At 61.2% G+C, this 20,058-nt stretch carries 22 protein-coding genes; 15 read left to right on the forward strand and 7 right to left on the reverse strand.

Translation table 11 applies throughout. From position 1 onward, the window contains the following. Positions 1-72: 72 nt before the first annotated feature. Positions 73-996 (reverse strand): manganese-dependent inorganic pyrophosphatase, encoded by a 924-nt coding sequence (locus tag FQ320_RS09390; RefSeq protein ID WP_148471536.1) that lies wholly within the window; start codon positions 994-996, stop codon positions 73-75. A gap of 138 nt (positions 997-1,134) precedes the next feature. Here FQ320_RS09390 and FQ320_RS09395 point away from each other — a divergent pair, with 138 nt between their 5' ends. Next, a complete protein-coding gene (locus tag FQ320_RS09395) occupies positions 1,135-1,800 on the forward strand; it encodes a DUF2161 domain-containing phosphodiesterase (RefSeq protein WP_148471538.1) in 666 nt (221 codons plus the stop codon). Continuing rightward, positions 1,793-2,173: a DUF2750 domain-containing protein gene (locus FQ320_RS09400; RefSeq protein WP_187393845.1), complete on the forward strand. Its 381-nt coding sequence runs from the start codon at positions 1,793-1,795 to the stop codon at positions 2,171-2,173. The genes FQ320_RS09395 and FQ320_RS09400 overlap by 8 nt, the downstream gene beginning before the upstream one ends. 5 nt (positions 2,174-2,178) lie before the next feature. Here FQ320_RS09400 and FQ320_RS09405 read toward each other — a convergent pair whose 3' ends face one another. Beyond that, positions 2,179-3,633, reverse strand: coding sequence for a diguanylate cyclase (locus FQ320_RS09405; protein WP_148471542.1), 1,455 nt, complete (start codon positions 3,631-3,633; stop codon positions 2,179-2,181). A gap of 233 nt (positions 3,634-3,866) precedes the next feature. Here FQ320_RS09405 and FQ320_RS09410 point away from each other — a divergent pair, with 233 nt between their 5' ends. Together FQ320_RS09410 and groL are read left to right on the forward strand one after the other, a co-directional pair. Continuing rightward, positions 3,867-4,154: a co-chaperone GroES gene (locus tag FQ320_RS09410; RefSeq protein ID WP_148471544.1), complete on the forward strand. Its 288-nt coding sequence runs from the start codon at positions 3,867-3,869 to the stop codon at positions 4,152-4,154. A 53-nt stretch (positions 4,155-4,207) separates the two neighbouring features. Then, positions 4,208-5,848 carry a chaperonin GroEL gene (groL, locus tag FQ320_RS09415; protein WP_148471546.1) on the forward strand — a complete coding sequence of 547 codons (1,641 nt, stop codon included), beginning with the start codon at positions 4,208-4,210 and terminating at the stop codon, positions 5,846-5,848. 144 nt (positions 5,849-5,992) lie between these two features. On the opposite strand, the gene FQ320_RS09420 is transcribed toward groL, so the two are convergent. Further along, positions 5,993-6,469 carry an NUDIX domain-containing protein gene (locus tag FQ320_RS09420; protein WP_148471548.1) on the reverse strand — a complete coding sequence of 159 codons (477 nt, stop codon included), beginning with the start codon at positions 6,467-6,469 and terminating at the stop codon, positions 5,993-5,995. A gap of 80 nt (positions 6,470-6,549) precedes the next feature. Here FQ320_RS09420 and FQ320_RS09425 point away from each other — a divergent pair, with 80 nt between their 5' ends. Continuing rightward, positions 6,550-7,236 carry a triacylglycerol lipase gene (locus FQ320_RS09425; protein WP_148471550.1) on the forward strand — a complete coding sequence of 229 codons (687 nt, stop codon included), beginning with the start codon at positions 6,550-6,552 and terminating at the stop codon, positions 7,234-7,236. Here FQ320_RS09425 and FQ320_RS09430 read toward each other — a convergent pair. From FQ320_RS09430 to FQ320_RS09445, 4 genes are all read right to left on the reverse strand, one after another. Beyond that, positions 7,223-7,816 carry a histidine phosphatase family protein gene (locus FQ320_RS09430; protein ID WP_148471552.1) on the reverse strand — a complete coding sequence of 198 codons (594 nt, stop codon included), beginning with the start codon at positions 7,814-7,816 and terminating at the stop codon, positions 7,223-7,225. The two genes, FQ320_RS09425 and FQ320_RS09430, sit on opposite strands and share 14 nt — an antisense overlap. 1 nt (position 7,817) lies before the next feature. Beyond that, positions 7,818-8,906 (reverse strand): 5-(carboxyamino)imidazole ribonucleotide synthase, encoded by a 1,089-nt coding sequence (locus FQ320_RS09435; RefSeq protein ID WP_148471554.1) that lies wholly within the window; start codon positions 8,904-8,906, stop codon positions 7,818-7,820. After that, a complete protein-coding gene (gene purE / locus FQ320_RS09440) occupies positions 8,899-9,393 on the reverse strand; it encodes a 5-(carboxyamino)imidazole ribonucleotide mutase (protein WP_148471556.1) in 495 nt (164 codons plus the stop codon). Before purE ends, FQ320_RS09435 begins: the two co-directional genes overlap by 8 nt. 87 nt (positions 9,394-9,480) lie before the next feature. Then, entirely contained in the window at positions 9,481-9,699 is a 219-nt protein-coding gene (locus tag FQ320_RS09445) for a YdcH family protein (protein ID WP_148471558.1), read from the reverse strand. A 200-nt stretch (positions 9,700-9,899) separates the two neighbouring features. On the opposite strand from FQ320_RS09445, the gene FQ320_RS09450 reads away from it, so the two are divergent. The 10 genes from FQ320_RS09450 (at position 9,900) to FQ320_RS09490 (ending at position 20,056) form a co-directional block, all read left to right on the forward strand. Continuing rightward, complete coding sequence (locus FQ320_RS09450) at positions 9,900-10,313, forward strand: Hsp20 family protein (RefSeq protein ID WP_148471560.1); 414 nt, start codon at positions 9,900-9,902, stop codon at positions 10,311-10,313. Between the two features lie 14 nt (positions 10,314-10,327). Beyond that, positions 10,328-10,555: a DUF1150 family protein gene (locus tag FQ320_RS09455; protein WP_148471562.1), complete on the forward strand. Its 228-nt coding sequence runs from the start codon at positions 10,328-10,330 to the stop codon at positions 10,553-10,555. 310 nt (positions 10,556-10,865) lie between these two features. Continuing rightward, positions 10,866-13,004 carry a malate synthase G gene (locus FQ320_RS09460; RefSeq protein WP_148471564.1) on the forward strand — a complete coding sequence of 713 codons (2,139 nt, stop codon included), beginning with the start codon at positions 10,866-10,868 and terminating at the stop codon, positions 13,002-13,004. A gap of 1 nt (position 13,005) precedes the next feature. Then, complete coding sequence (locus FQ320_RS26380; protein WP_255509441.1) at positions 13,006-13,137, forward strand: hypothetical protein; 132 nt, start codon at positions 13,006-13,008, stop codon at positions 13,135-13,137. After that, positions 13,137-14,900: a TRAP transporter fused permease subunit gene (locus FQ320_RS09465; protein WP_148471566.1), complete on the forward strand. Its 1,764-nt coding sequence runs from the start codon at positions 13,137-13,139 to the stop codon at positions 14,898-14,900. Before FQ320_RS26380 ends, FQ320_RS09465 begins: the two co-directional genes overlap by 1 nt. A gap of 62 nt (positions 14,901-14,962) precedes the next feature. Further along, positions 14,963-16,351, forward strand: coding sequence for an MFS transporter (locus FQ320_RS09470; RefSeq protein WP_370513047.1), 1,389 nt, complete (start codon positions 14,963-14,965; stop codon positions 16,349-16,351). Beyond that, complete coding sequence (gene mepA, locus FQ320_RS09475; protein WP_148471570.1) at positions 16,348-17,265, forward strand: penicillin-insensitive murein endopeptidase; 918 nt, start codon at positions 16,348-16,350, stop codon at positions 17,263-17,265. The genes FQ320_RS09470 and mepA overlap by 4 nt, the downstream gene beginning before the upstream one ends. Further along, positions 17,241-18,125 (forward strand): esterase-like activity of phytase family protein, encoded by an 885-nt coding sequence (locus tag FQ320_RS09480; RefSeq protein ID WP_148471572.1) that lies wholly within the window; start codon positions 17,241-17,243, stop codon positions 18,123-18,125. Before mepA ends, FQ320_RS09480 begins: the two co-directional genes overlap by 25 nt. Positions 18,126-18,247: 122 nt before the next feature. Next, entirely contained in the window at positions 18,248-18,868 is a 621-nt protein-coding gene (locus FQ320_RS09485; RefSeq protein WP_148471574.1) for a queuosine precursor transporter, read from the forward strand. A gap of 399 nt (positions 18,869-19,267) precedes the next feature. Further along, positions 19,268-20,056: an exodeoxyribonuclease III gene (locus FQ320_RS09490; RefSeq protein ID WP_148471576.1), complete on the forward strand. Its 789-nt coding sequence runs from the start codon at positions 19,268-19,270 to the stop codon at positions 20,054-20,056. The last annotated feature ends 2 nt before the right edge of the window (positions 20,057-20,058 follow it).

The following is a 20,058-nucleotide window of genomic DNA, read 5'->3' on the forward strand; positions in this document are numbered from 1 at the left end:
CTGTTTGATCCAAATTAAAGGGGCGCCAATGGGCGCCCCTTTTTTTGTGCATGAATTGGCGTTTCGCAGCAGTCAGAGCGCGAGGTTGGGTATGATCTGTTTCTTGCGGCTCATGATGCCCGGCAGCACGACGGTGTCGCCATCGCCACAGACGGTCGCAAAGCTGTTCTCCGCCAGTCGGCGCACCAGATCGTTGGGAACAAGCAGTGTCGCTTCTTCGTTCAGGATGTCGACGACGAACAGCAGCACCTGATCAACGCCATCCTCGGCCGCCACGGTTTCCATCGCGCTCATCAGGCTGGCCTTGCGGTCAAGAATCATCTTGGGCGATGTGGTTTCCAGCACCGAAACGCGGAATTTCGTCCCGCTAACGGCATATTCCTTGGAATCCATACGCAGCAGTTCGGCGTCGGAAAACTCGGACACGTCTGATTTCGCGGCGAACATCTCGGCAGCGTAATCGGCGATCGTGATGCCGAGTTCTTCGGCCAGCCGTTCGGCCAGGGCGCGGTCATGGTCGGTGGTGGTGGGGCTGCGGAACTCCAGCGTGTCGGACAGGATGCAGGACAGCATCGCGCCCTTGATCGCCTCGGGCATCTTGGCGGCGTCGGCCCCCATCAGGTCGTGCATGATGGTGGCGGTGCAGGCCAGCGGGCGGATGGTGATGTCGATGGGGCCCTTCGTCTCAAGCCCGCCAACCAGTTTGTGATGGTCGATGATCGCGGTGATGTCGGCGTCGTTGATCCCGGCGGGCAGTTCGGCAGGATTGTTGGTGTCGACGAGCACGACTTTGTCGGCGGCCGATACCTGCGAAATGATCACGGGCTTGTCCAGCGACCAGCGGGTCAGCATGAAGGCCGCCTCGGTGTTCGGCTCGCCCAGCAGGCGGGGTTCGGCAGGATTGCCCAGAACCTCGGTCATGTACCAGGCCCAGATGATGGGCGATCCGGTGGAATCGGTATCGGGCGATTTGTGGCCGAATACGAGTGTGGTCATGGGAATCTCTCGCGATTGTTATTGTGTGGGTGATTGTGTCTGGCTGGTTTTGCGCCGCTTATAGGCGCGACATCCCGAGTTGTCACCCACCCCGCTTTCCCCGCTGACACTGCGGACGCGGCAGGCTATCACACGGCCATGACGCGCGTCCGTGAAACCGAACTCTATCTCCCCGTGAAGGCGTTTCTTCAGGCTCAGGGGTATGAGGTGAAGGCCGAGATCGGCGCGGCCGACGTGGTGGCGGTGCGCGGCGGTGAAGACCCGGTGATCGTCGAGCTGAAGACCGGATTCACCCTTGCGCTGCTGCATCAGGCAGTCACACGACAGTCGATGACCGACTGGGTCTATGTTGCGGTGCCGCGTCCGAAAGGGCGATTGGGTCTGCGGCTTTTGAAGGACAACACAGGGCTGTGCCGGCGGTTGGGGCTGGGATTGGTGACGGTGCGGCTGGCCGACGGGCTGGTGCAGGTGCATTGTGACCCGGCCACTTTCCAGCCGCGCAAGGTGGCGGTGCGGCGCACGCAATTGCTGCGGGAGTTCGCGCGGCGGGTCGGCGACCCCAATACCGGCGGCGCGACGCGTGTGGGGCTGGTCACTGCATACCGGCAGGATGCGGTGCTTTGTGCGCGTCACCTGCTGGACGGACCGTGCAAAGGGGCTGTGGTTGCGCGGGCGACAGGTGTGGCACGGGCGACGCGGATGATGGCCGACGATCATTATGGCTGGTTCGTGCGACTGGAAACCGGCATCTATGCACTGACGCCCAAGGGGCGCGCAGCACTGACGGAGAATGGCGATGGATGATCAACAAATGGGCGCGCTGCTGTCGCTGGACCCCGAGGACCGGTATTGGCATCTGGTCGATGCAGCCGCGCGCGGCGGGTCATTGTGGGGGCTCAAGGGGCAGGGCGGTTGGCTGATTCCACTGTCGGGCGACGGGTTCGAATATCTGCCGGTCTGGCCCGCCGAACGATTGGCCCAGACGGTGGGCGATCTCATTCACTCCGGCAACATCGCGACAGAAATCACCATGGAAGAATTCACCGCCGTCTGGCTGGATGAATTGACCGAGGGCGGCGTGCGGATCGGCGTGTTTCCCGACGCGGATGGTGCGTTGTGGGATGTCAGTCCGGTCGAGTTGTTTGACGCGATTGATGATGAAGCGACACGGTACTGACGGCATCAATCGACCTTTCTCGCGATGTTTTCACGGGATGAAAGCACCCGGGCGCGCCCCTGTTCCTTGGCACCATACAGCGCCTCGTCCGCGACTTTCATCAGGCGCAGCACCTGATCTCCGTCTTCTGGAAAGCTGGCAACGCCCGCCGAGGCGGTGATGCGCGGCAGGCGGGTGCCGCCGTGGTTCAGCTCGATCCGGGTGACCGCTTCCAGAAAATCGCCTGCCCGGTGCACCGCTTCATCGTGATCAATGCCTGCGCACAACACGACGAACTCTTCTCCTCCGATGCGGCAGGGCGACCAGCCGTCGATGAACGTGGTCGCAAGCAGCGCGCCGAACTCCCGCAACACCACATCTCCGGCATCATGGCCGTATTGATCGTTAAATTTCTTGAAGTGATCGACATCCAGCGAAATCAGCGACACCGGCAGTTTCTGACCGCGCGCGCGCAGCAGTTCCTTTTGCGCCGCGTCCAGAAACCAGCGGCGGTTCCACAGGTTGGTCAGCGGGTCGCGTACGGATTGATCCAGCAATTCATGGCGCAGCTGTACGTTGGCCACCGCAAGGCTGATCTGCTCGGCGCAGAGCAACCCGATTTCCCATCGCTGCTGCATGAAGGTTTCGATGAATTCGCGCGGCACAATGGATCGGTCGAAGGCGGAAAAGCACAGGTGCAGCAGGCCGATGGTTTCGCCATGGGCAATGATTGGCAGGCAGAAATACGGGCTTTGATCGTCGTGGGTATGGGCGCAGGCAAATTCGATCGCCTTGGTGCCAAAAGAATAGGCCCGCCCGCGCCGCAGCGCCCAGCAATCTTCGGCACCCATCTGTGCGGGCGGCGTAATATCGCCCCATTGCGCCGCCAGCTCCAGCGTGTCGCGGGTGTTGGAATAAATATAAAGCTGCCCTTCAGCCTCGGGGAGCAGGGTCTGCATCGATTTCTTGACCACCATCAGCAGTTCTTCAAGCGATTTGGCGGAATACAGCCATTCGCTGATCTGGCTGAGCAGACGACGTTCGTGTTGGCGATGGCTTTCGGTTTCCATCATGTCGGCGGCGCTGCGTTCCAGCGCCTTGCGTTCGGAAATGTCGCGCGACACCGACATGTTGAAGATGTGCCGCCCGTCCTTGTCGAACAGCGGCATCAGTTTTTTTTCAACCCACAGCAGATCACCTGACTTGCGCATGTTCTGCACTTCGACCTGAAGCGGGCGGCGTTCGCGCAGTGCCTCAAGCACCTGACGTATCACTTCGGGATCGGTATCGTCGGTGTTCAGCAGCGCTTCGGGAATTTTGCCTGAGAAGTCGGCAAGCGTGAAGCCGTACATCCGTTCGAATCCCGCATTGACCCAGACAACGCCGTCATGGGGATCGGTCAGCAGAATCGCATCTGTGGTGTGTTCCAGCACAAGAGAGGCGAAATCGGGCGTGTCGGTCATGTCTGGGGGGATGGCCATCGGTTCTGGTCACATATTTTTCGCGAAGGTGGGGGGCGGTCGGGTGATTTTCAACAGTCTGGCACCGATCCCTTAACAGTCTCTTGCCAGCGCCCGACATTTCAAAAGTTTCTTTGCTGGCCACCGCCCCGGCAGTGTTGACAGGCCAGTGATCCGTGCCTAAATCCCGAGTGCTGGCACTCGAACCAGTCGAGTGACAACAGAAACAAAAAGAATCCAAGGAGCGTTCTCAGATGGCATTCACACCGCTGCATGACCGAGTGTTGGTCCGTCGCGTCGAAGGCGAAGAAAAGACCAAGGGCGGCCTGATCATCCCCGACAATGCTAAAGAAAAGCCTGCCGAAGGCGAAATCGTATCCTGCGGCGCCGGTGCCCGCAAGGACAGCGGTGAGCTGATCGAAATGGGCGTCAAGGCAGGCGACAAAGTGTTGTTCGGCAAATGGTCCGGCACCGAGGTCACCCTCGACGGCGAAGAGCTGTTGATCATGAAGGAATCCGACATCCTGGGCATTATTGCCTGAGACTGATCGTCGATCCCTTTACCTTTCATCAATAATCCAAGGAGTAAGCTGCAATGGCTGCCAAGGACGTCAAATTTAGTACAGACGCACGCAATCGGATGCTCAAGGGCGTCAACATTCTGGCCGATGCGGTCAAGGTGACCCTGGGGCCCAAGGGCCGCAACGTCGTCATCGACAAATCGTTCGGTGCACCCCGCATCACCAAGGACGGTGTGTCGGTCGCCAAAGAGATCGAACTGGAAGACAAGTTCGAGAACATGGGCGCCCAGATGGTGAAGGAAGTCGCTTCCCGCACCAATGACGAAGCAGGCGACGGCACAACCACCGCCACCGTGCTGGCTCAGGCGATCATCAAAGAAGGCCTGAAGTCGGTCGCAGCGGGCATGAACCCGATGGATCTGAAGCGCGGCATCGATCTGGCCGTGGCACGCGTCGTCGAAGCGATCAAAGCCGCTTCGCGCCCCGTCAACGACAGCGACGAAGTCGCACAGGTCGGCACCATCTCGGCCAACGGCGAAGCAGAAATCGGTCGTCAGATCGCTGATGCGATGCAGAAGGTCGGCAATGAGGGTGTCATCACCGTCGAAGAGAACAAGGGACTGGAAACCGAGACCGACGTGGTCGAGGGCATGCAGTTCGACCGTGGTTATCTGTCGCCTTACTTCGTCACCAACCCCGACAAGATGGTCGCGGATCTGGAAGACTGCATGATCCTGCTGCACGAGAAGAAGCTCTCGTCGCTGCAATCGATGGTGCCGCTGCTGGAATCCGTTATCCAGTCGCAAAAGCCTCTGCTGATCATTGCTGAAGACGTCGAAGGCGAAGCCCTGGCGACCCTCGTTGTGAACAAGCTGCGTGGCGGCCTGAAAATCGCTGCCGTCAAGGCACCCGGTTTTGGCGACCGTCGCAAAGCCATGCTGCAGGACATCGCCATTCTGACCGGTGGTCAGGTGATTTCCGAAGATCTCGGCATGAAGCTTGAGAACGTCACGATGGATATGCTTGGTTCGGCCAAGAAGATCTCGATCACCAAAGACGAGACGACCATCGTTGACGGTGCAGGCGAGAAGGCCGAGATCGAAGCCCGCGTGGCCCAGATCCGCAACCAGATCGAAGAGACCACCAGCGACTACGACAAGGAAAAACTGCAAGAGCGCGTGGCCAAACTGGCCGGTGGTGTTGCCGTGATCCGCGTTGGCGGCATGACCGAAACCGAAGTGAAAGAGCGTAAGGACCGTGTCGATGACGCGCTGAACGCCACTCGCGCTGCGGTTCAGGAAGGTATCGTCGTCGGCGGCGGCGTTGCTCTGGTTCAGGCTGCCAAGAAGCTTGATGGTCTCAAGGGTGAGAACAGCGATCAGGACATCGGTATTTCCATCGTCCGCAAGGCACTGGAAGCTCCGCTGCGTCAGATCGCCGAGAACTCGGGCGTCGACGGTTCGGTTGTTGCGGGCAAGATCCGTGAATCCAATGATCCGAAGTTCGGCTTCAACGCTCAGACCGAAGAATATGGCGACATGTTCAAATTCGGCGTTATCGATCCGGCCAAAGTTGTGCGTCATGCACTTCAGGACGCTGCATCGATCGCCGGTCTGCTGATCACGACCGAAGCGATGATTGCCGACAAGCCTTCCAAGGATAGCGGCGGCGGCGGCGACATGGGCGGCATGGGCGGCATGGGCGGCATGATGTAAAAAGCGTTTCGTCAGAAACGCGGCTGGAAAGCGAAAGGCGGTTGGATTTGGTCCATCGCCGGACGCGCCCGGTTCAAGTACGAAAAGGGGGCCCTCGTGGCCTCCTTTTTTTGTTCCGGATACGGAAAAGCACACGCACAGCGGTCAGCGCAGGATGGGTTCCAGCGGATCGTAAAGGATGGTTCCCTGCTTGCCCCATGCGATCTGCGGCAGGCTGTCGGGTTTGAACCGCAGCACAGCCATTTCCGCGCGCGTGACCCAGCACCGCCGGTTCACCACCCCAAGGGGATCGCGCCAGCCGTCATCCAGCGTATCATCCGCCACATGACAGCGAAAATACAGATCGACCTGATGAAACGTTCCGCCCGGATCATGAAATTCATTCACCATGACCGGATCGCCGACTGTAACGCTCAGCCCGGTTTCTTCGTAAACCTCGCGGATCAGATTGTCGGGCAGGCTGGAGTGGAGTTCGACACCGCCGCCCGGCAGGCACCACAGATCGCTTCGGTTGTCGGGCCATGCGTTGACCAGCAACAGACGGTCGCGGTGCAGGATCACCGCGCGCACGGCAAGACGGGGGCCAAGATCGGGTCCAAGGCTGGTGCTGGGGTCTGTCATACCCGCCACAGTGCCGTTGCGGCGCGGGGGCTGCAAGCGGCGTCACGGTGCGCTATATCCTGATCATGATGAACCCAGCCATGCGTTTTCTCACAATTCTACTTGCCCTGATGGCCACCGGTCCCGCCCGGGCCGATTGCGTCGTGTTGCTGCATGGTCTTGCGCGGGGGTCTTTGTCGATGCTGGTGATGGCCGAGGCATTGGAGTACGAGGGATTTCACACCGTCAACGCCGATTACCCGTCAACCGGTGCCGCCATTGGTGCATTGGTCGAGCAGACGGTGCCGCAGGCCGTCGCGCAATGCGGTGATGAACGGGTCAATTTCGTCACCCACTCCATGGGCGGCATCCTGGTTCGCGCCTGGCTGGAGCACAACCGGCCCGCCCATATGGGTCGTGTCGTCATGTTGGGCCCGCCGAATCACGGTACGCAACTGGTGGACTTTTTCGGCGATCTCGGCGCTTTCGAATGGCTGAACGGTCCTGCCGGGATACAGTTGGGCACCGGAGACGATGCGATCCCGAACCGGTTGGGTGCTGCGCATTTTGAACTGGGTGTGATTGCCGGAAATCGGTCGCTGAACCCGGTGTATTCAACGATCATTCCCGGGCCGGACGACGGCAAGGTGTCGGTTGAGTCCACTGCGATTTCTGGAATGGTCGACCATATCGTATTGCCGGTCACGCACACTTTCATGATGGTCAGCCCAACGGTGATCTCTCAGACGATTGCATTCCTGCGCACAGGCCGTTTCATCCGGGATTGAACCCGGCCAGATCCTCGATCCGGCGCCAGCGGTGCAGAACGCCGCCGCTTTCGCGATTGAACGCGAACAGGCAACCGCCGCCCGCCGGTTGATCATGCGCCCTGTCGATATCCAGCCTTGCCAGATCACAGAACAACAGCGTTCCGACCGCACCATGCCCGACAAACAGGATGTCACCGGTCGGTGCTGCCGCCAGCGCCGCCTGTACCTCGCGCCTGATCCGCGCTTGCGCTGACCTGGCCGTTTCCCAGCCGCGAACGCTGTCGTCTGGATGGGCAAAGAAAGTATCGGCAACCGCTTCGAACACAGGGCCGGGCAGAAACCCCGTGGCCGAGCGGTCATTCTCATGCATGGCCGGGCGGCGGATCATTGCAACGCCCAAGGCATCGGCAATCGGCGATGCGGTCTCCACGGCCTTGGTCTCGGCGCTGCTGATCACCTGTGCCGTGCCCTTCAGATATCCCGTGGCGATCAGCGCCGCCACCCGGGCGCGCCCGACCGCTGACAGTGACCAGTCCGGGATCGGCACCGCCGGATCGACCTGCACCTCGGGGTGGGTCAGATACCGCACGGTTGCCATGTCAGGAGGCGGGGCCGATCCGTCGGTTCACATGCCCCATCTTGCGCCCCGCCCGTGCTTCGGCCTTGCCATAAAGGTGGATCGCATTTGCCGGATCGCGGGCCAGTGTCGGTGCCTGAGCAACGTCGTCGCCCAAAAGGTTGGTCATCACCACGTCCGAATGGCGCCGCCCATCCCCCAAGGGCCATCCCGCCACGGCGCGAATATGCTGTTCGAACTGGTCGATGACACAGCCGTTCTGAGTCCAGTGGCCCGAATTATGCACCCTTGGGGCGATTTCATTCACGATCAGCCCGCCCGGAGTGACGAACAGTTCAACTCCCATCACGCCGACATAATCCAGCGCGTTCAGAATCCGCCCGGTCAGCAAAACGGCATCGGTCAACTGTCCATGGGACAGGGTGGCGGGCAGGGTCGTGGTGTGCAGAATACCGTCACGGTGCACATTCTGGCCGGGATCATAACAGGCGACCTGGCCATCCGGCCCGCGAGCGCCGATCACCGATACCTCGTGGTTGAAATCGACGAAACCTTCGAGGATCGCGTCCGCCCCGTTCATCGCCGCCCATGCGGCATCGGCATCCTCCGGCGCAGTGATCCGCACCTGCCCCTTGCCATCATACCCGAAGCGTCGGGTTTTCAGGATCGCCGGTGTGCCGATCTGCGCCAGCGCCGCTGACAGTTCGTCGGCAGATCCGACCGGTGCAAAGGGCGCGGTGGTCAGCCCCAGATCGTTCAGAAACGATTTTTCGGTCAGCCGATCCTGAGAGACGCGCAGCGCCTCGCGCCCCGGGTGGATCGGGCAAAGCGTCTCAAGCAGATCCAGCGCGGTGGTGGGGATGTTTTCAAACTCGTAGGTCACCACATCGACCGACGCGGCAAAGGCGCGCAACGCGGGTCCGTCGTCATAGCCAGCGGTGGTCAGCGTGCCGCAAACCTCGGCCGCCGGTGCGCCGGGCGCGGGTTCTAAGATGTGACATCGCAACCCCAGCCGTGCAGCGGCAAGGGCCAGCATCCGGCCCAGTTGGCCACCGCCCAGAATTCCGATAGTCGCACCGACAGGCAGGGGGGCTGGCACAGGTTCAGTCATCTACAGGCTCCTCGGGGATCGATGCGGTCAGCGCTGCGCGCCATGCGTCCAGCCGACCGGCCAGAGCGGGATCGTTCAACGCCAGAATGCCTGCCGCCATCAGCCCGGCATTGGCCGCACCAGCAGGGCCGATGGCCATGGTGGCAACCGGAAATCCCTTTGGCATTTGTACGATGGAATAAAGCGAATCGACGCCGTTCAGGGCCCGCGTCTGGATCGGCACGCCGATCACCGGCAAACGTGTCTTGCTGGCCATCATGCCGGGCAGATGCGCGGCGCCTCCGGCCCCGGCGATAATCACCTTCAGCCCGCGCCCGACGGCGCCCTTGCCATAATCCCACAGCCGGTCTGGCGTGCGATGGGCCGAAACGATCCGTTTCTCATACGCGACGCCCAGTTCATCCAGAATTTCGGCGGCGGCGCGCAGGGTGGGCCAGTCGGACTGGCTGCCCATGATGATACCGACCTCGATCTGTTGTTGTCCCATCACCCGCTCCGTTCCGGACTGCCAAGGGGGCGCACTATACCGCGCAGCCCGGTCAGGGCAATGCGGCCGTGCGGGGATAAATCGCGTTCAGGCGATGATATCGGGGGTCAGTTCGTCTTCGATCTGGGCGATCCGGTCTTTCAGGCCCAGTTTCTGCTTTTTCAGCCGCCGCAGGATCAGCTGTTCCGCAGTGCCGCGTTCCTGCAACGCATGGATCGCCGCGTCCAGGTCGCGGTGTTCACGGCGCAGCACATCCAGACGGATGCGCAAGATATCTTCGTGGTTCAGTCTTCCGGATGCATTCATTGGGGTCAGCTTTTCCGTTTTCCGTCGCACGCGACTGTTCAGGCGACTGTTCAGGCGGATTAAAACGAATCGCGAAGCGCGCCCTCGGCCTCACCGCGCCACCCTTGCAGAATTTAATCAAACTTCCCATATCCCTATAGCAGGTCGCCACAACGGGGCCGCATTTCTGCAGCACAGTCGCTTTGATAAAGGACGTGTCGATGACGAAGATGGCGCTGGGATCGCATCCCTTCCTGCTCGGGTTCGAGCAGCTTGAAAGACTGGTCGAACGGACGGCCAAAGCAGATTCCGGGGGCTATCCGCCCTATAACATCGAACAGACCAGCGGTACGGGATATCGGATCACTCTGGCAGTTGCCGGGTTTGCTGAAACCGATCTGTCGATTACCGTCGAAGACCGGCAACTGGTCATCCGGGGTCGTCACGAAGATGCCGAAGAGGGGCGGGTTTTTCTTCACCGGGGCATCGCCGCGCGACAGTTTCAGCGCACATTCGTTCTGGCCGAAGGCGTCGAAATAGCCGGAGCACGGATCGAAAACGGGCTGCTGCACGTTGATCTGCAACGCAGCGTGCCCGAAACGGTGGTGCGTACGATCAAGATAACACGCGATTGAAAGAGGTGAGCAAAATGACAGACAATTTCGGACTGCCACATGATGCGCTCGTCAACACGGTCTATGTGCGTTCGGTAAAGGTGGGTGATCTGCCAGCCGATGTACAGGATCAGGCCGACGGGCTGGACGAGATCTATGCCGTCCACAATGCCGACGGCGACCGGCTTGCGCTGGTGCGTGACCGGCAACTGGCCTTTATCGTGGCCCGCCAGAATGACATGGCGCCGGTCAGCGTGCACTGAGCCACAGCGCCTCGTATCGGCCCAAAAAGCCACGCATGGATGTGCGTGCGTGGCGCAAGTGCACGAGGCGTGACCGGCCGGTGTAAAATTTGACCGGGCCGTAACAGGTTCGGTCGAATATATTTCAAACCTCCCGATATGTTCGCACCCGGCGGGACAATGTGCCGCTCATTGATCCGGCGACAATGTGCCGCTCATTGATCCGGCATAGGGCGCCGCCCCGTGCTTGGCGGTTTTGCCGGTCTTCGCCCATTGTCCTTACCGGTACGCCGCCCTAGTGTGCCGCGCGATACAATACAGAGGGTGAGCAATGGCAAATCGGGTTGAACGGCAGGGATTGCAGGTGGATGCGGATCTGGCTGCGTTTGTCGAGGATCGGGCATTGCCCGGCACGGACGTTGCGCCAGAGACATTCTGGTCGGGCTTTTCGGCACTGGTCCATGACTTCGGACCCGAAAACCGCGCCCTGTTGGAAAAGCGCGCCACGTTGCAGGCGCAGATCGATGACTGGCACCTGCGGCACCGCAATCAGCCCCATGATCACCAAGCTTATAAGACCTTCCTGACTGATATCGGCTATCTATTGCCCGAAGGTGGAGATTTCACCATCGATACGGGCAATACCGACCCGGAGATCGCACGGATTCCGGGGCCACAGCTTGTGGTGCCGATCACCAACGCCCGATATGCCCTGAACGCCGCCAATGCCCGTTGGGGCAGCATGTATGATGCGCTGTACGGCACCGATGCCATGGGCAGCGCCCCGCCAAAGGGTCCTTTTGACCGGGGTCGTGGCGCGCGTGTCGTGGCCCGGGCGCGGGTGTTTCTTGACGATTCCTTTCCGATTCAGGGCGGCAGCCATGTGGATGCGCGGCGCTATCACGTCCATGACGGTGCGCTTTTGATCGACGATATGCCGCTGGCCCAGCCCGAGAAATTCGCTGGCTATCGGGGAAATCCCCGCGCGCCCGAGGCGGTGTTGCTGGTCAACAACGGATTGCACGCCGAACTGGTGTTCGACCGCACGCATATGATCGGCGCACGGGATCAGGCCGGCCTTGCCGATATCCGTCTGGAAAGCGCGGTTTCGGCGATCATGGATTGCGAAGATTCAGTTGCCTGCGTTGATGCCGAGGATAAAATTCAGGCCTATTCCAACTGGCTGGGCCTGATGGATGGCACGCTGGAAGAAGCATTCGACAAGGGCGGCAAGACGGTCACCCGGCGTCTGAATCCTGACCTGACATACACCGCGCCGGGGGGCGGCGACATCACGGTCAAGGGCCGTGCGCTGATGCTGGTGCGCAATGTTGGCCATCTGATGACCAACCCCGCGATTTTGGATCGCGACGGGAACGAGGTGTTCGAGGGTCTGATGGACGCCATGCTGACCACCCTGATCGCGATGCACGACCTGAAGGCCGAGGGCGGCAATTCGCTGCACGGATCCGTCTATGTGGTGAAACCCAAGATGCACGGCCCCGAGGAAGTCGCCTTTGCCGACCGCATCTTTACCCATGTGGAAAAGGTGCTGGGCCTGCCTGCCAATACTGTCAAGCTGGGCATCATGGACGAAGAGCGGCGCACCTCGGTGAACCTCAAGCAATGTATCCGCGCTGCGAAATCGCGGGTCGCCTTCATCAACACCGGTTTTCTTGACCGCACGGGTGACGAAATTCACACCTCGATCGAGGCCGGGCCATTCTCGCGCAAGGATTTCATCAAGCGCAAAGCCTGGATCGGCGGCTATGAAGACCGCAATGTCGATATCGGGCTGGAATGCGGGCTGTCGGGCCGCGCGCAGATCGGCAAAGGCATGTGGGCCATGCCCGACCTGATGGCGGCGATGCTGGAAGCCAAGATCGAACACCCCAAGGCTGGCGCAAACTGTGCATGGGTGCCATCGCCCACTGCCGCCACGTTGCATGCGCTACACTATCACAAGATCGATGTGTTTGCCGTGCAGGACCGCCTGAAAAAGGGCGGGCGCCGGGCGCATGTGGACACGATTCTGGATATTCCGCTCGCCACCCACCGCAAATGGTCCGAAGATCAGATCCTGCGCGAGGTCGAGAACAACGCTCAGGGCATTCTGGGCTATGTGGTGCGCTGGATCGATCAGGGCGTCGGTTGCTCCAAGGTGCCCGATCTGAACGACGTCGGTTTGATGGAAGACCGCGCCACTTGCCGCATCTCGGCGCAGCATATTGCCAACTGGTTGCTCCACGAGGTCGTCAGCGAAGATCAGGTGATGACCACGATGAAAAAGATGGCGGCGGTGGTCGACCGGCAGAATGCCGACGACCCGGCCTATCGACCGATGGCACCGGGGTTTGACGGGATCGCGTGGCAGGCGGCCTGTGATCTGGTGTTCAAGGGGCGTGAACAACCCTCGGGCTATACCGAGCCGGTTTTGCACGCGCGTCGTTTGCAGCTCAAGGCACAGTGACATGGCGGCCGATGTCTGGACCCTGTGCATGGCACAGATGACATCGGCCTCCGTCCACCGCGCTGGCATAGCCTTGAACCATAACGCCGACACGCCCGAGGCGGGGCGCCAACCTTTCGGTTCCTATTTCTGATGACTGAGACACGACTGATCTGGGTGGCGCTTGGCGCGCTTGTTCTGGTGTATCACCTTGGCCTTGTTGCGTGGGGGCTGGTGCCCAACCTTGTGGCCCGGCCTTTGCACATGGCCGTTATCCTGCCGTTTGTCTTTGTTGCCGGAACGACGGGCCGGAGGCGGATCGCCGGTGCGATGATTGCCGGGATCGGCATTGTGCTGTGTGGCTGGATCGCCTGGAACCATGACGCTCTGCGCAACCAATACGGATTTCTGGAAGGGCCGGGCCAGATGGCCATGGCCTTTGCCCTGCTGGCCATCGCTCTGGAGGGCGCGCGTCGGGCGATCGGCTGGCCCTTGCCAATGGTTGCGCTGAGCGCGCTGCTTTATGGGCTGTTCGGTCAGTATATCCCGGGCGAGTTTGGCCATTCGGGCACGCCGCTGGCCAGCTTTCTGGGCACCATGACGATAGCCGAGGGCGGGTTGTGGGGCAGTCTGACCGGGGTTTCCGTCGGCGTTGTCGCGGTTTTCGTGATCTTCGGCGCGGTCCTGAACGCCGGTGAGGCCGGGCAGGGATTCATGAACGTCGCCGCCGCAGCCGCCGGTCGGTTGAACGGTGGTGCGGCCAAGGTTTCGGTGCTGTCGTCAGCGCTGTTCGGCTCGATCTCGGGATCGGCCAGCGCCAATGTGGCAAGCACCGGCGCGATCACCCTGCCGGCGATGACCAAGCTCGGCTATCCCAAACGGCTCAGCGCGGCTGTCGAAGCGGTCGCATCCTCGGGCGGGCAGATCATGCCGCCGCTGATGGGGGCAGGGGCCTTTGTCATGGTGGAACTGACCGGGATTTCCTATTCCCAGATCATGATCGCCGCGATCCTGCCTGCGATCTTGTATTTTCTTGCCGTCTGGATGGGCATCAACGCCTATGCCCAGCGGATCGACCTCAAGGGTGTGCCCGAGGATCAGCGTCCGGACGCGCGGGCGATCCTGATCACGTCGGGGTTCTTTCTGGTGCCGTTCACGGTGCTGTTGTTCAGCATGTTCGTGCTTGGCTTTACGCCGCAGTATTCCGCCGCGCTGGCGGTCCTGACCGGTGCCGCGCTGCTGTTCTTTGACGCGCGCCCCGCCTTTGATGTGCGTCAGGGGCTGGAGCGTCTGGCCGGGGCCTGTGTCTCTGTCGGGCGGCAGGTGGCAATGATCGGCTCGATCATCATCTGCGCCTCCATCGTCATCGGCGTGCTCGGGATCACCGGTCTGGGGGTCAAGCTGACCTCGGTCATCCTGTCAGGTGCCGGGGGCATGTTGTGGCCGGCGCTGTTGCTGACCGCGCTGGCCTGTCTTTTGCTGGGGATGGAGGTGCCGACGACCGCCGCCTATGTGATCTGCGTTTCCGTTGCCGGGCCGGCGCTGTCGAAACTGGGGGTGGAGCCATTGCAGGCGCATCTGTTTGTGTTCTGGTTCGCACTGCTGTCGACGATCACGCCACCGGTTTGTGGCGCGGTGTTCATTGCCGCCGGGATGGTCGGTGAAAACTGGCTTAAGGTGGCGCTGACCGCGATGGCGCTGGGCGTCGGGTTGTACCTGATTCCGCTGGGAATGATCGCGAACCCGAATCTGATCCGTCTGGGCGAAGTGCCGTTGCTGGCGCTCTGGGCCTTTGTGCGGGTTGGGGTTGGACTGTCGCTGATCTCTTACGGTTTGATCGGGCGGGGCGGAGTGGCGCGGCGCGGATTGCTGCTCGTGGGTGGCATGTTCTGCATCTTTGCCAAAGGCATTCTGTAGAATACCGGGCCAGGCCGATCCACCACAGGCGGCGAAAGAACCGCCCGCGCGGCGCCCTTGCCATTGCGCCCACCCGCGCAACCGGGTTTTATCCACGCCAACCCGGGGGGCACATGTCCGAGATCACTCAACGCAAGCGTATCTGGGGCTGGTTCTTCTTTGACTGGGCCAGCCAACCGTACAACACCCTGCTGCTGACCTTTATATTCGGCCCCTATATCAATGAGTTGCTGGGCGACGGCAGCCGCGCCCAATCGGTCTGGGGGTTTGGGATCGGCGCGGCTGGTCTTGTCATCGCGCTGCTCGCGCCAGTACTGGGGGCGCTTGCCGACACCACGGGCAACCGGGTGCGCTGGATCTGGGGATTTTCTGTTCTCTATGTGGTCGGTGCGGCGGGGCTGTGGCTGGCGGCGCCGGGTGATTTCAACCTTCTTGTCGTAATGGGTTTCTTTGCGATCGGCCTGATCGGAATGGAGTTCGCGACGATTTTTACCAATTCGATGCTGCCCGAGCTGGGCGGGCGGGGGCAAATCGGGCGGATTTCCGGCAACGGCTGGGCCTTTGGCTATGTCGGGGGGCTGATCACGTTGGTCATCATGTTGGTGTTCTTTGCCGAAAGCGGCACCACCGGCCTGACCTTTGTCGGACTGACACCACCCTTCGGGTTGGACCCGGCAATGCGCGAAGGTACGCGATTCGTCGGTCCGCTGACGGCGGTCTGGTACATCCTGTTCATGATCCCGTTCTTTGTCTGGGTGCGCGACCCCGCGCCGAAAAAGCCGCTGCCGGGGGCCGCGCGTATCGCCCTGCGCGGGCTGGTCGGGACGCTTCGCAACCTGCCGAAATCGCGCAGTCTGTTCGCCTATCTCGTGTCGTCGATGGTGTACCGCGATGCGCTGAACGGAATGTACACGTTCGGCGGCATATATGCGGCGGGCGTTCTGGGCTGGAGCGTGGTGGAAACCGGCATGTTTGGCATTGTCGCGATCATAGCCGGGGCGTTGTTCGCCTGGCTTGGCGGGCAGGCCGACAGCGCCTATGGGCCGAAACCGGTCATCGTGCTGTGCATTGTGGTGCTGACCGCGACGGCGATCGGAGTGGTGACGATCTACCCGGATTCCCTGTTCGGCATCGGTGTGGCCGAAGGATCGAACGCGCCCGATATCGCCTTCATGATCATGGGCGCGACCATCGGTGCGGCGGGCGGGGCGCTGCAGTCGGCCAGCCGGACGATGCTGGTGCGTCAGGCCGATCCCACCCGCATGACCGAGGCGTTCGGGCTGTATGCTCTGGCCGGCAAGGCGACATCTTTCATCGCCCCGCTACTGATCGGAATTGTCACATTTGTCAGCGGCAGCCAACAGATCGGCGTGTCGCCCTTAATTGTCCTTTTCGCTCTGGGCTTGATTCTGCTAGTCTGGGTCAAAAGCGACGGAGATCGAGCAGTATGAGAGTTTTCAGACCCATTCTGGCGCTGGCCGTTCTGGCAGCGTTGGCGGCATGTGGTGGGCGCGACAGGCCCGGCACCGCCCTTCCCACCCCCGAATTCGCCGGAGACATTGTTTCGCGCAATGGTATTGCGAAACAGTTCTTTGGTGCCGAACGAAGCGGGTCATCGCAATCCCCTGCCGCCCATGGCTTTTATTCCAAGGGTTGTCTGGCGGGAGGGGCGCAACTGGTTGAAACCGGCCCCACCTGGCAGGCGATGCGGCTAAGCCGCAACCGCAACTGGGGCCATCCGGAAACCATCGATTACCTTCAGAAACTGTCGCGCAAGGCGGCGTCGCTGCCCGGCTGGGCGGGGCTTTATGTCGGTGATATCAGCCAGCCGCGCGGGGGTCCGATGCTGACCGGCCACGCCAGCCATCAGATCGGGCTGGACGCCGACATCTGGCTGCTGCCGCCGAACCGTCTGAACCTGACCTCGAATGAACGTGAAAACCTGTCGTCCGTTTCCCTGCGCCGCGCCAATGGTGCCTATACCAACGACAAATGGACGCCGCAGCATATGGAACTGCTCAAGGCGGCGGCCAGCGATCCGCGGGTCGACCGGATTTTCATCTTTCCCGGCGCCAAGGTGAAAATGTGCAATGATGCCCAGGGGGACCGCTCGTGGCTGCGCAAGATCCGCCCGTATTACGGCCACCACTATCATTTCCATGTCCGTCTTTCCTGCCCCAGCGGAACCCCGGGCTGTGTAACGCAAGACACGGTGCCCGCGGGCGATGGCTGTGCCGAGGCGCAAAAGTGGGTGAATGACATCCTGAACCCGCCACCCGCCGATCCCAACTGGAAGCCCACGCCCAAGCGTGAAATCATGCTGGCCGACCTGCCGAGGCAATGCCAATCCGTCCTGTCGCGCTGATCTCTCTGATCCTGATGTTGCTTACGGCCCCGATGGCATCCGCCGCCGGGGCCGAATTTGTTGGCCGGTTCGTCTGGAACACCGGATCGGAACATCACGGTGGGTATTCGGGGTTTGAACTGGATGCGACCGGCACCGGATTTGTCGCGCTGTCGGATCGCGGTTGGATCGCCACGGGAACCCTGACGCGCAAGGATGGTATTATCGACGGCGCGTCGCTGCTGAGTTTCAATCGCCTGCGCGATCCCAAGGGCAATTCGGTGCCCACCAGCCGTGAAGACGCCGAAGGGCTGACCATGCGCCGTGACGGGCGGTTGTATGTGTCATTCGAAGGCTACGCCCGCGTCTGGACCTATGCGTCGGCCTCGTCCAAGGCTGCCTGGATTCCCCGCCACCCGGATTTCGCGGGAATGCAGGGCAATTCTTCGCTTGAAGCGCTGGCCATCGCCCCGGACGGTTCGCTGTATACCCTGCCGGAACGGTCGGGCGAGCGGTCGCGGCCCTTTCCGGTCTATCGGTGGAATGGACGGGTCTGGAGCCAACCTTTTACCCTTCCGCGCCGCGGCGACTTTCTGCCTGTGGGCGCTGATTTTGGACCGGATGGGCGGTTCTATCTGCTGGAACGTCGGTTCAGCGGCATCCTTGGGTTTTCCAGCCGGGTGCGGCGGTTTGATATTGTTGGCAACCGGATCGGCAACGAACAGCTGCTTCTGACCACCGGCAATCTGCGCCATGACAATCTTGAAGGACTGGCAGTCTGGCGTGACAGCACAGGCGACATTCGGCTGACGATGATCTCTGACGACAATTTCAGTATTTTTCAGACCACCGAAATTGTGGAATATCGCGTCATCGACTGACCCGTCGCACAGATTCCGCAGCGTCGAAACACTTGCAGGGGAGCGGCAACAGGCGTATCAGCCGGGCGTCCCGCCGCGTTTGGGGCCAAGTCTCCGAACCCCTTGTCAAAACGGAATCCATCATGACCCGACTTCTTCCCGGCATCCTTGCCATGGCTGCGATCGTTCTGGCCAGCAACATTCTGGTGCAGTTCCTTTGGGGTGATTTTCTGACCCTTGGGGCGTTCACCTATCCTCTGGCGTTTCTGGTCACGGATGTGATGAACCGGGTTTACGGCGCAGGCGTGGCGCGGCGCGTGGTGTTGGCCGGGTTCGTCACCGGAGTCGCCTGTTCGCTGATCGGCACCCAGATTTCCGGCGAGTTTGGCCCGTTGGTGACATGGCGCATTGCCCTTGCCTCGGGGTTGGCGTTTCTGGTGGCGCAACTCGCGGATGTGGCAATTTTCGACCGGTTGCGCGGTGGCGCGTGGTGGCGCGCGCCCCTGACCAGCACACTGGTCGGATCGGCGCTGGACACGGCTTTGTTCTTTACCGTCGCGTTCTCGGGCGCGCTGTCATTCATTGAGCCGGCCAATGATGTGGCTTGGGCCAATGCCGCGGTGCCATTGCTGGGCATGGGGCCCGCGCTGCCGCTTTGGGTATCGTTGGGAATGGCGGACTGGGGCGTCAAGCTCGCCTTAGCGTTGATTGCGCTGGTTCCGTTTCGCCTTATCGTTAGGCGAATGTTACCAAGAGCGGTCTAAAACCGTTTGACATATATAACAATTGTGCAAGGCTCCCCCTATCGGCAACATTTGAAAGGAGGTGGTCTAGTGTCTAGAATGATCCAGGAGATCAAGGTCGGAACAGTCATGGGGGCCGTCGCCCAAAGGCAGTCTTGAGGGCAGAACATCCGTGACTGGGCTTCCGCTCTAACCGGGCCCATCTCCGCAGCATTCGAAGGGCCATCGTTTTTACGGTGGCCCTTTCGATTTTCGGCGTGACGGTGTCGTGGTCAATGGCCGTTGAACCGGACAGTGATTTTCGGCTCTGGTCTGGCAAGGTTGCCCGATGTGAGTCATATACGGCCAAGCAATTCCCCCCATGCATTCGATGCCGCGGCGACCAACGCGCCGGATGCGATACAGCAACAGGACCGCGCGATGTCATTCAGCCTTGCCACATGGAACATCAATTCGGTCCGGCTCCGCGCCGGGCTTGTCGCCCGCCTGATGACCGAGGAAGCGCCGGATATCCTGTGCCTTCAGGAGTGCAAATCACCGGTCGACCTTATCCCGCTCGAAGGCTTTCGCGCGCTGGGATATACCCACATGGTTGCCCGGGGGCAAAAAGGATACAACGGCGTCGCGATCCTGTCCAAACTGCCGATGGTTGAGGCTGGCGCGCTGGATCATGCCCGACTCGGCCACGCCCGCCATGTCGCCGGACGTCTGGAAAACGGCGTGGTGATCCACAATTTCTATGTGCCCGCAGGCGGCGATAAACCGGACCGCGAGATCAACGAAAAGTTCGGGCAAAAGCTGGATTACCTGACGGATATGCGCGACGCCTTCCATGCTGATCGGCCCGAAAGGGCGATTCTGGTGGGCGATCTGAACATTGCCCCGCGCGAAGATGACGTCTGGGATCACAAGAAGTTGCTGAAAATCGTCAGCCATACCCCGGTCGAAGTTGACCATCTGGGCGCCGTGCAGGATGCGGGAAAATGGGTCGATGTGACCCGTGCCGACATTCCCGACGGATCGCTGTATTCGTGGTGGTCGTACAGGGCGGCAGACTGGGACGGGGCCGACAAGGGGCGCCGGCTGGATCACATCTGGGCCACGCCCGATATTGCCGGTGCGGCCCATTCGTCACGCATCCTGCGCCCCGTCCGGGGCTGGGACAAGCCAAGCGATCACGCACCGGTCTTTGCCACCTTCGATCTGTGAGC

It is taken from the genome of Oceaniovalibus sp. ACAM 378 (assembly GCF_008085915.1).
Taxonomy (GTDB): domain Bacteria; phylum Pseudomonadota; class Alphaproteobacteria; order Rhodobacterales; family Rhodobacteraceae; genus Oceaniglobus.

Coding starts and splice junctions, on each gene's coding strand:
- FQ320_RS09455 (WP_148471562.1), top strand. CDS start 10,328: ATGACAGACAATTTCGGACTGCCACATGATGCGCTCGTCAACACGGTC.
- groL (WP_148471546.1), top strand. CDS start 4,208: ATGGCTGCCAAGGACGTCAAATTTAGTACAGACGCACGCAATCGGATG.
- FQ320_RS09405 (WP_148471542.1), bottom strand. CDS start 3,633: ATGGCCATCCCCCCAGACATGACCGACACGCCCGATTTCGCCTCTCTT.
- FQ320_RS09395 (WP_148471538.1), top strand. CDS start 1,135: ATGACGCGCGTCCGTGAAACCGAACTCTATCTCCCCGTGAAGGCGTTT.
- FQ320_RS09400 (WP_187393845.1), top strand. CDS start 1,793: ATGGATGATCAACAAATGGGCGCGCTGCTGTCGCTGGACCCCGAGGAC.
- FQ320_RS09445 (WP_148471558.1), bottom strand. CDS start 9,699: ATGAATGCATCCGGAAGACTGAACCACGAAGATATCTTGCGCATCCGT.
- FQ320_RS09480 (WP_148471572.1), top strand. CDS start 17,241: ATGCCAATCCGTCCTGTCGCGCTGATCTCTCTGATCCTGATGTTGCTT.
- FQ320_RS09485 (WP_148471574.1), top strand. CDS start 18,248: ATGACCCGACTTCTTCCCGGCATCCTTGCCATGGCTGCGATCGTTCTG.
- FQ320_RS09450 (WP_148471560.1), top strand. CDS start 9,900: ATGACGAAGATGGCGCTGGGATCGCATCCCTTCCTGCTCGGGTTCGAG.
- FQ320_RS09460 (WP_148471564.1), top strand. CDS start 10,866: ATGGCAAATCGGGTTGAACGGCAGGGATTGCAGGTGGATGCGGATCTG.
- FQ320_RS09425 (WP_148471550.1), top strand. CDS start 6,550: ATGCGTTTTCTCACAATTCTACTTGCCCTGATGGCCACCGGTCCCGCC.
- FQ320_RS26380 (WP_255509441.1), top strand. CDS start 13,006: ATGGCGGCCGATGTCTGGACCCTGTGCATGGCACAGATGACATCGGCC.
- purE (WP_148471556.1), bottom strand. CDS start 9,393: ATGGGACAACAACAGATCGAGGTCGGTATCATCATGGGCAGCCAGTCC.
- FQ320_RS09430 (WP_148471552.1), bottom strand. CDS start 7,816: ATGGCAACCGTGCGGTATCTGACCCACCCCGAGGTGCAGGTCGATCCG.
- FQ320_RS09390 (WP_148471536.1), bottom strand. CDS start 996: ATGACCACACTCGTATTCGGCCACAAATCGCCCGATACCGATTCCACC.
- FQ320_RS09435 (WP_148471554.1), bottom strand. CDS start 8,906: ATGACTGAACCTGTGCCAGCCCCCCTGCCTGTCGGTGCGACTATCGGA.
- FQ320_RS09410 (WP_148471544.1), top strand. CDS start 3,867: ATGGCATTCACACCGCTGCATGACCGAGTGTTGGTCCGTCGCGTCGAA.
- mepA (WP_148471570.1), top strand. CDS start 16,348: ATGAGAGTTTTCAGACCCATTCTGGCGCTGGCCGTTCTGGCAGCGTTG.
- FQ320_RS09465 (WP_148471566.1), top strand. CDS start 13,137: ATGACTGAGACACGACTGATCTGGGTGGCGCTTGGCGCGCTTGTTCTG.
- FQ320_RS09420 (WP_148471548.1), bottom strand. CDS start 6,469: ATGACAGACCCCAGCACCAGCCTTGGACCCGATCTTGGCCCCCGTCTT.
- FQ320_RS09490 (WP_148471576.1), top strand. CDS start 19,268: ATGTCATTCAGCCTTGCCACATGGAACATCAATTCGGTCCGGCTCCGC.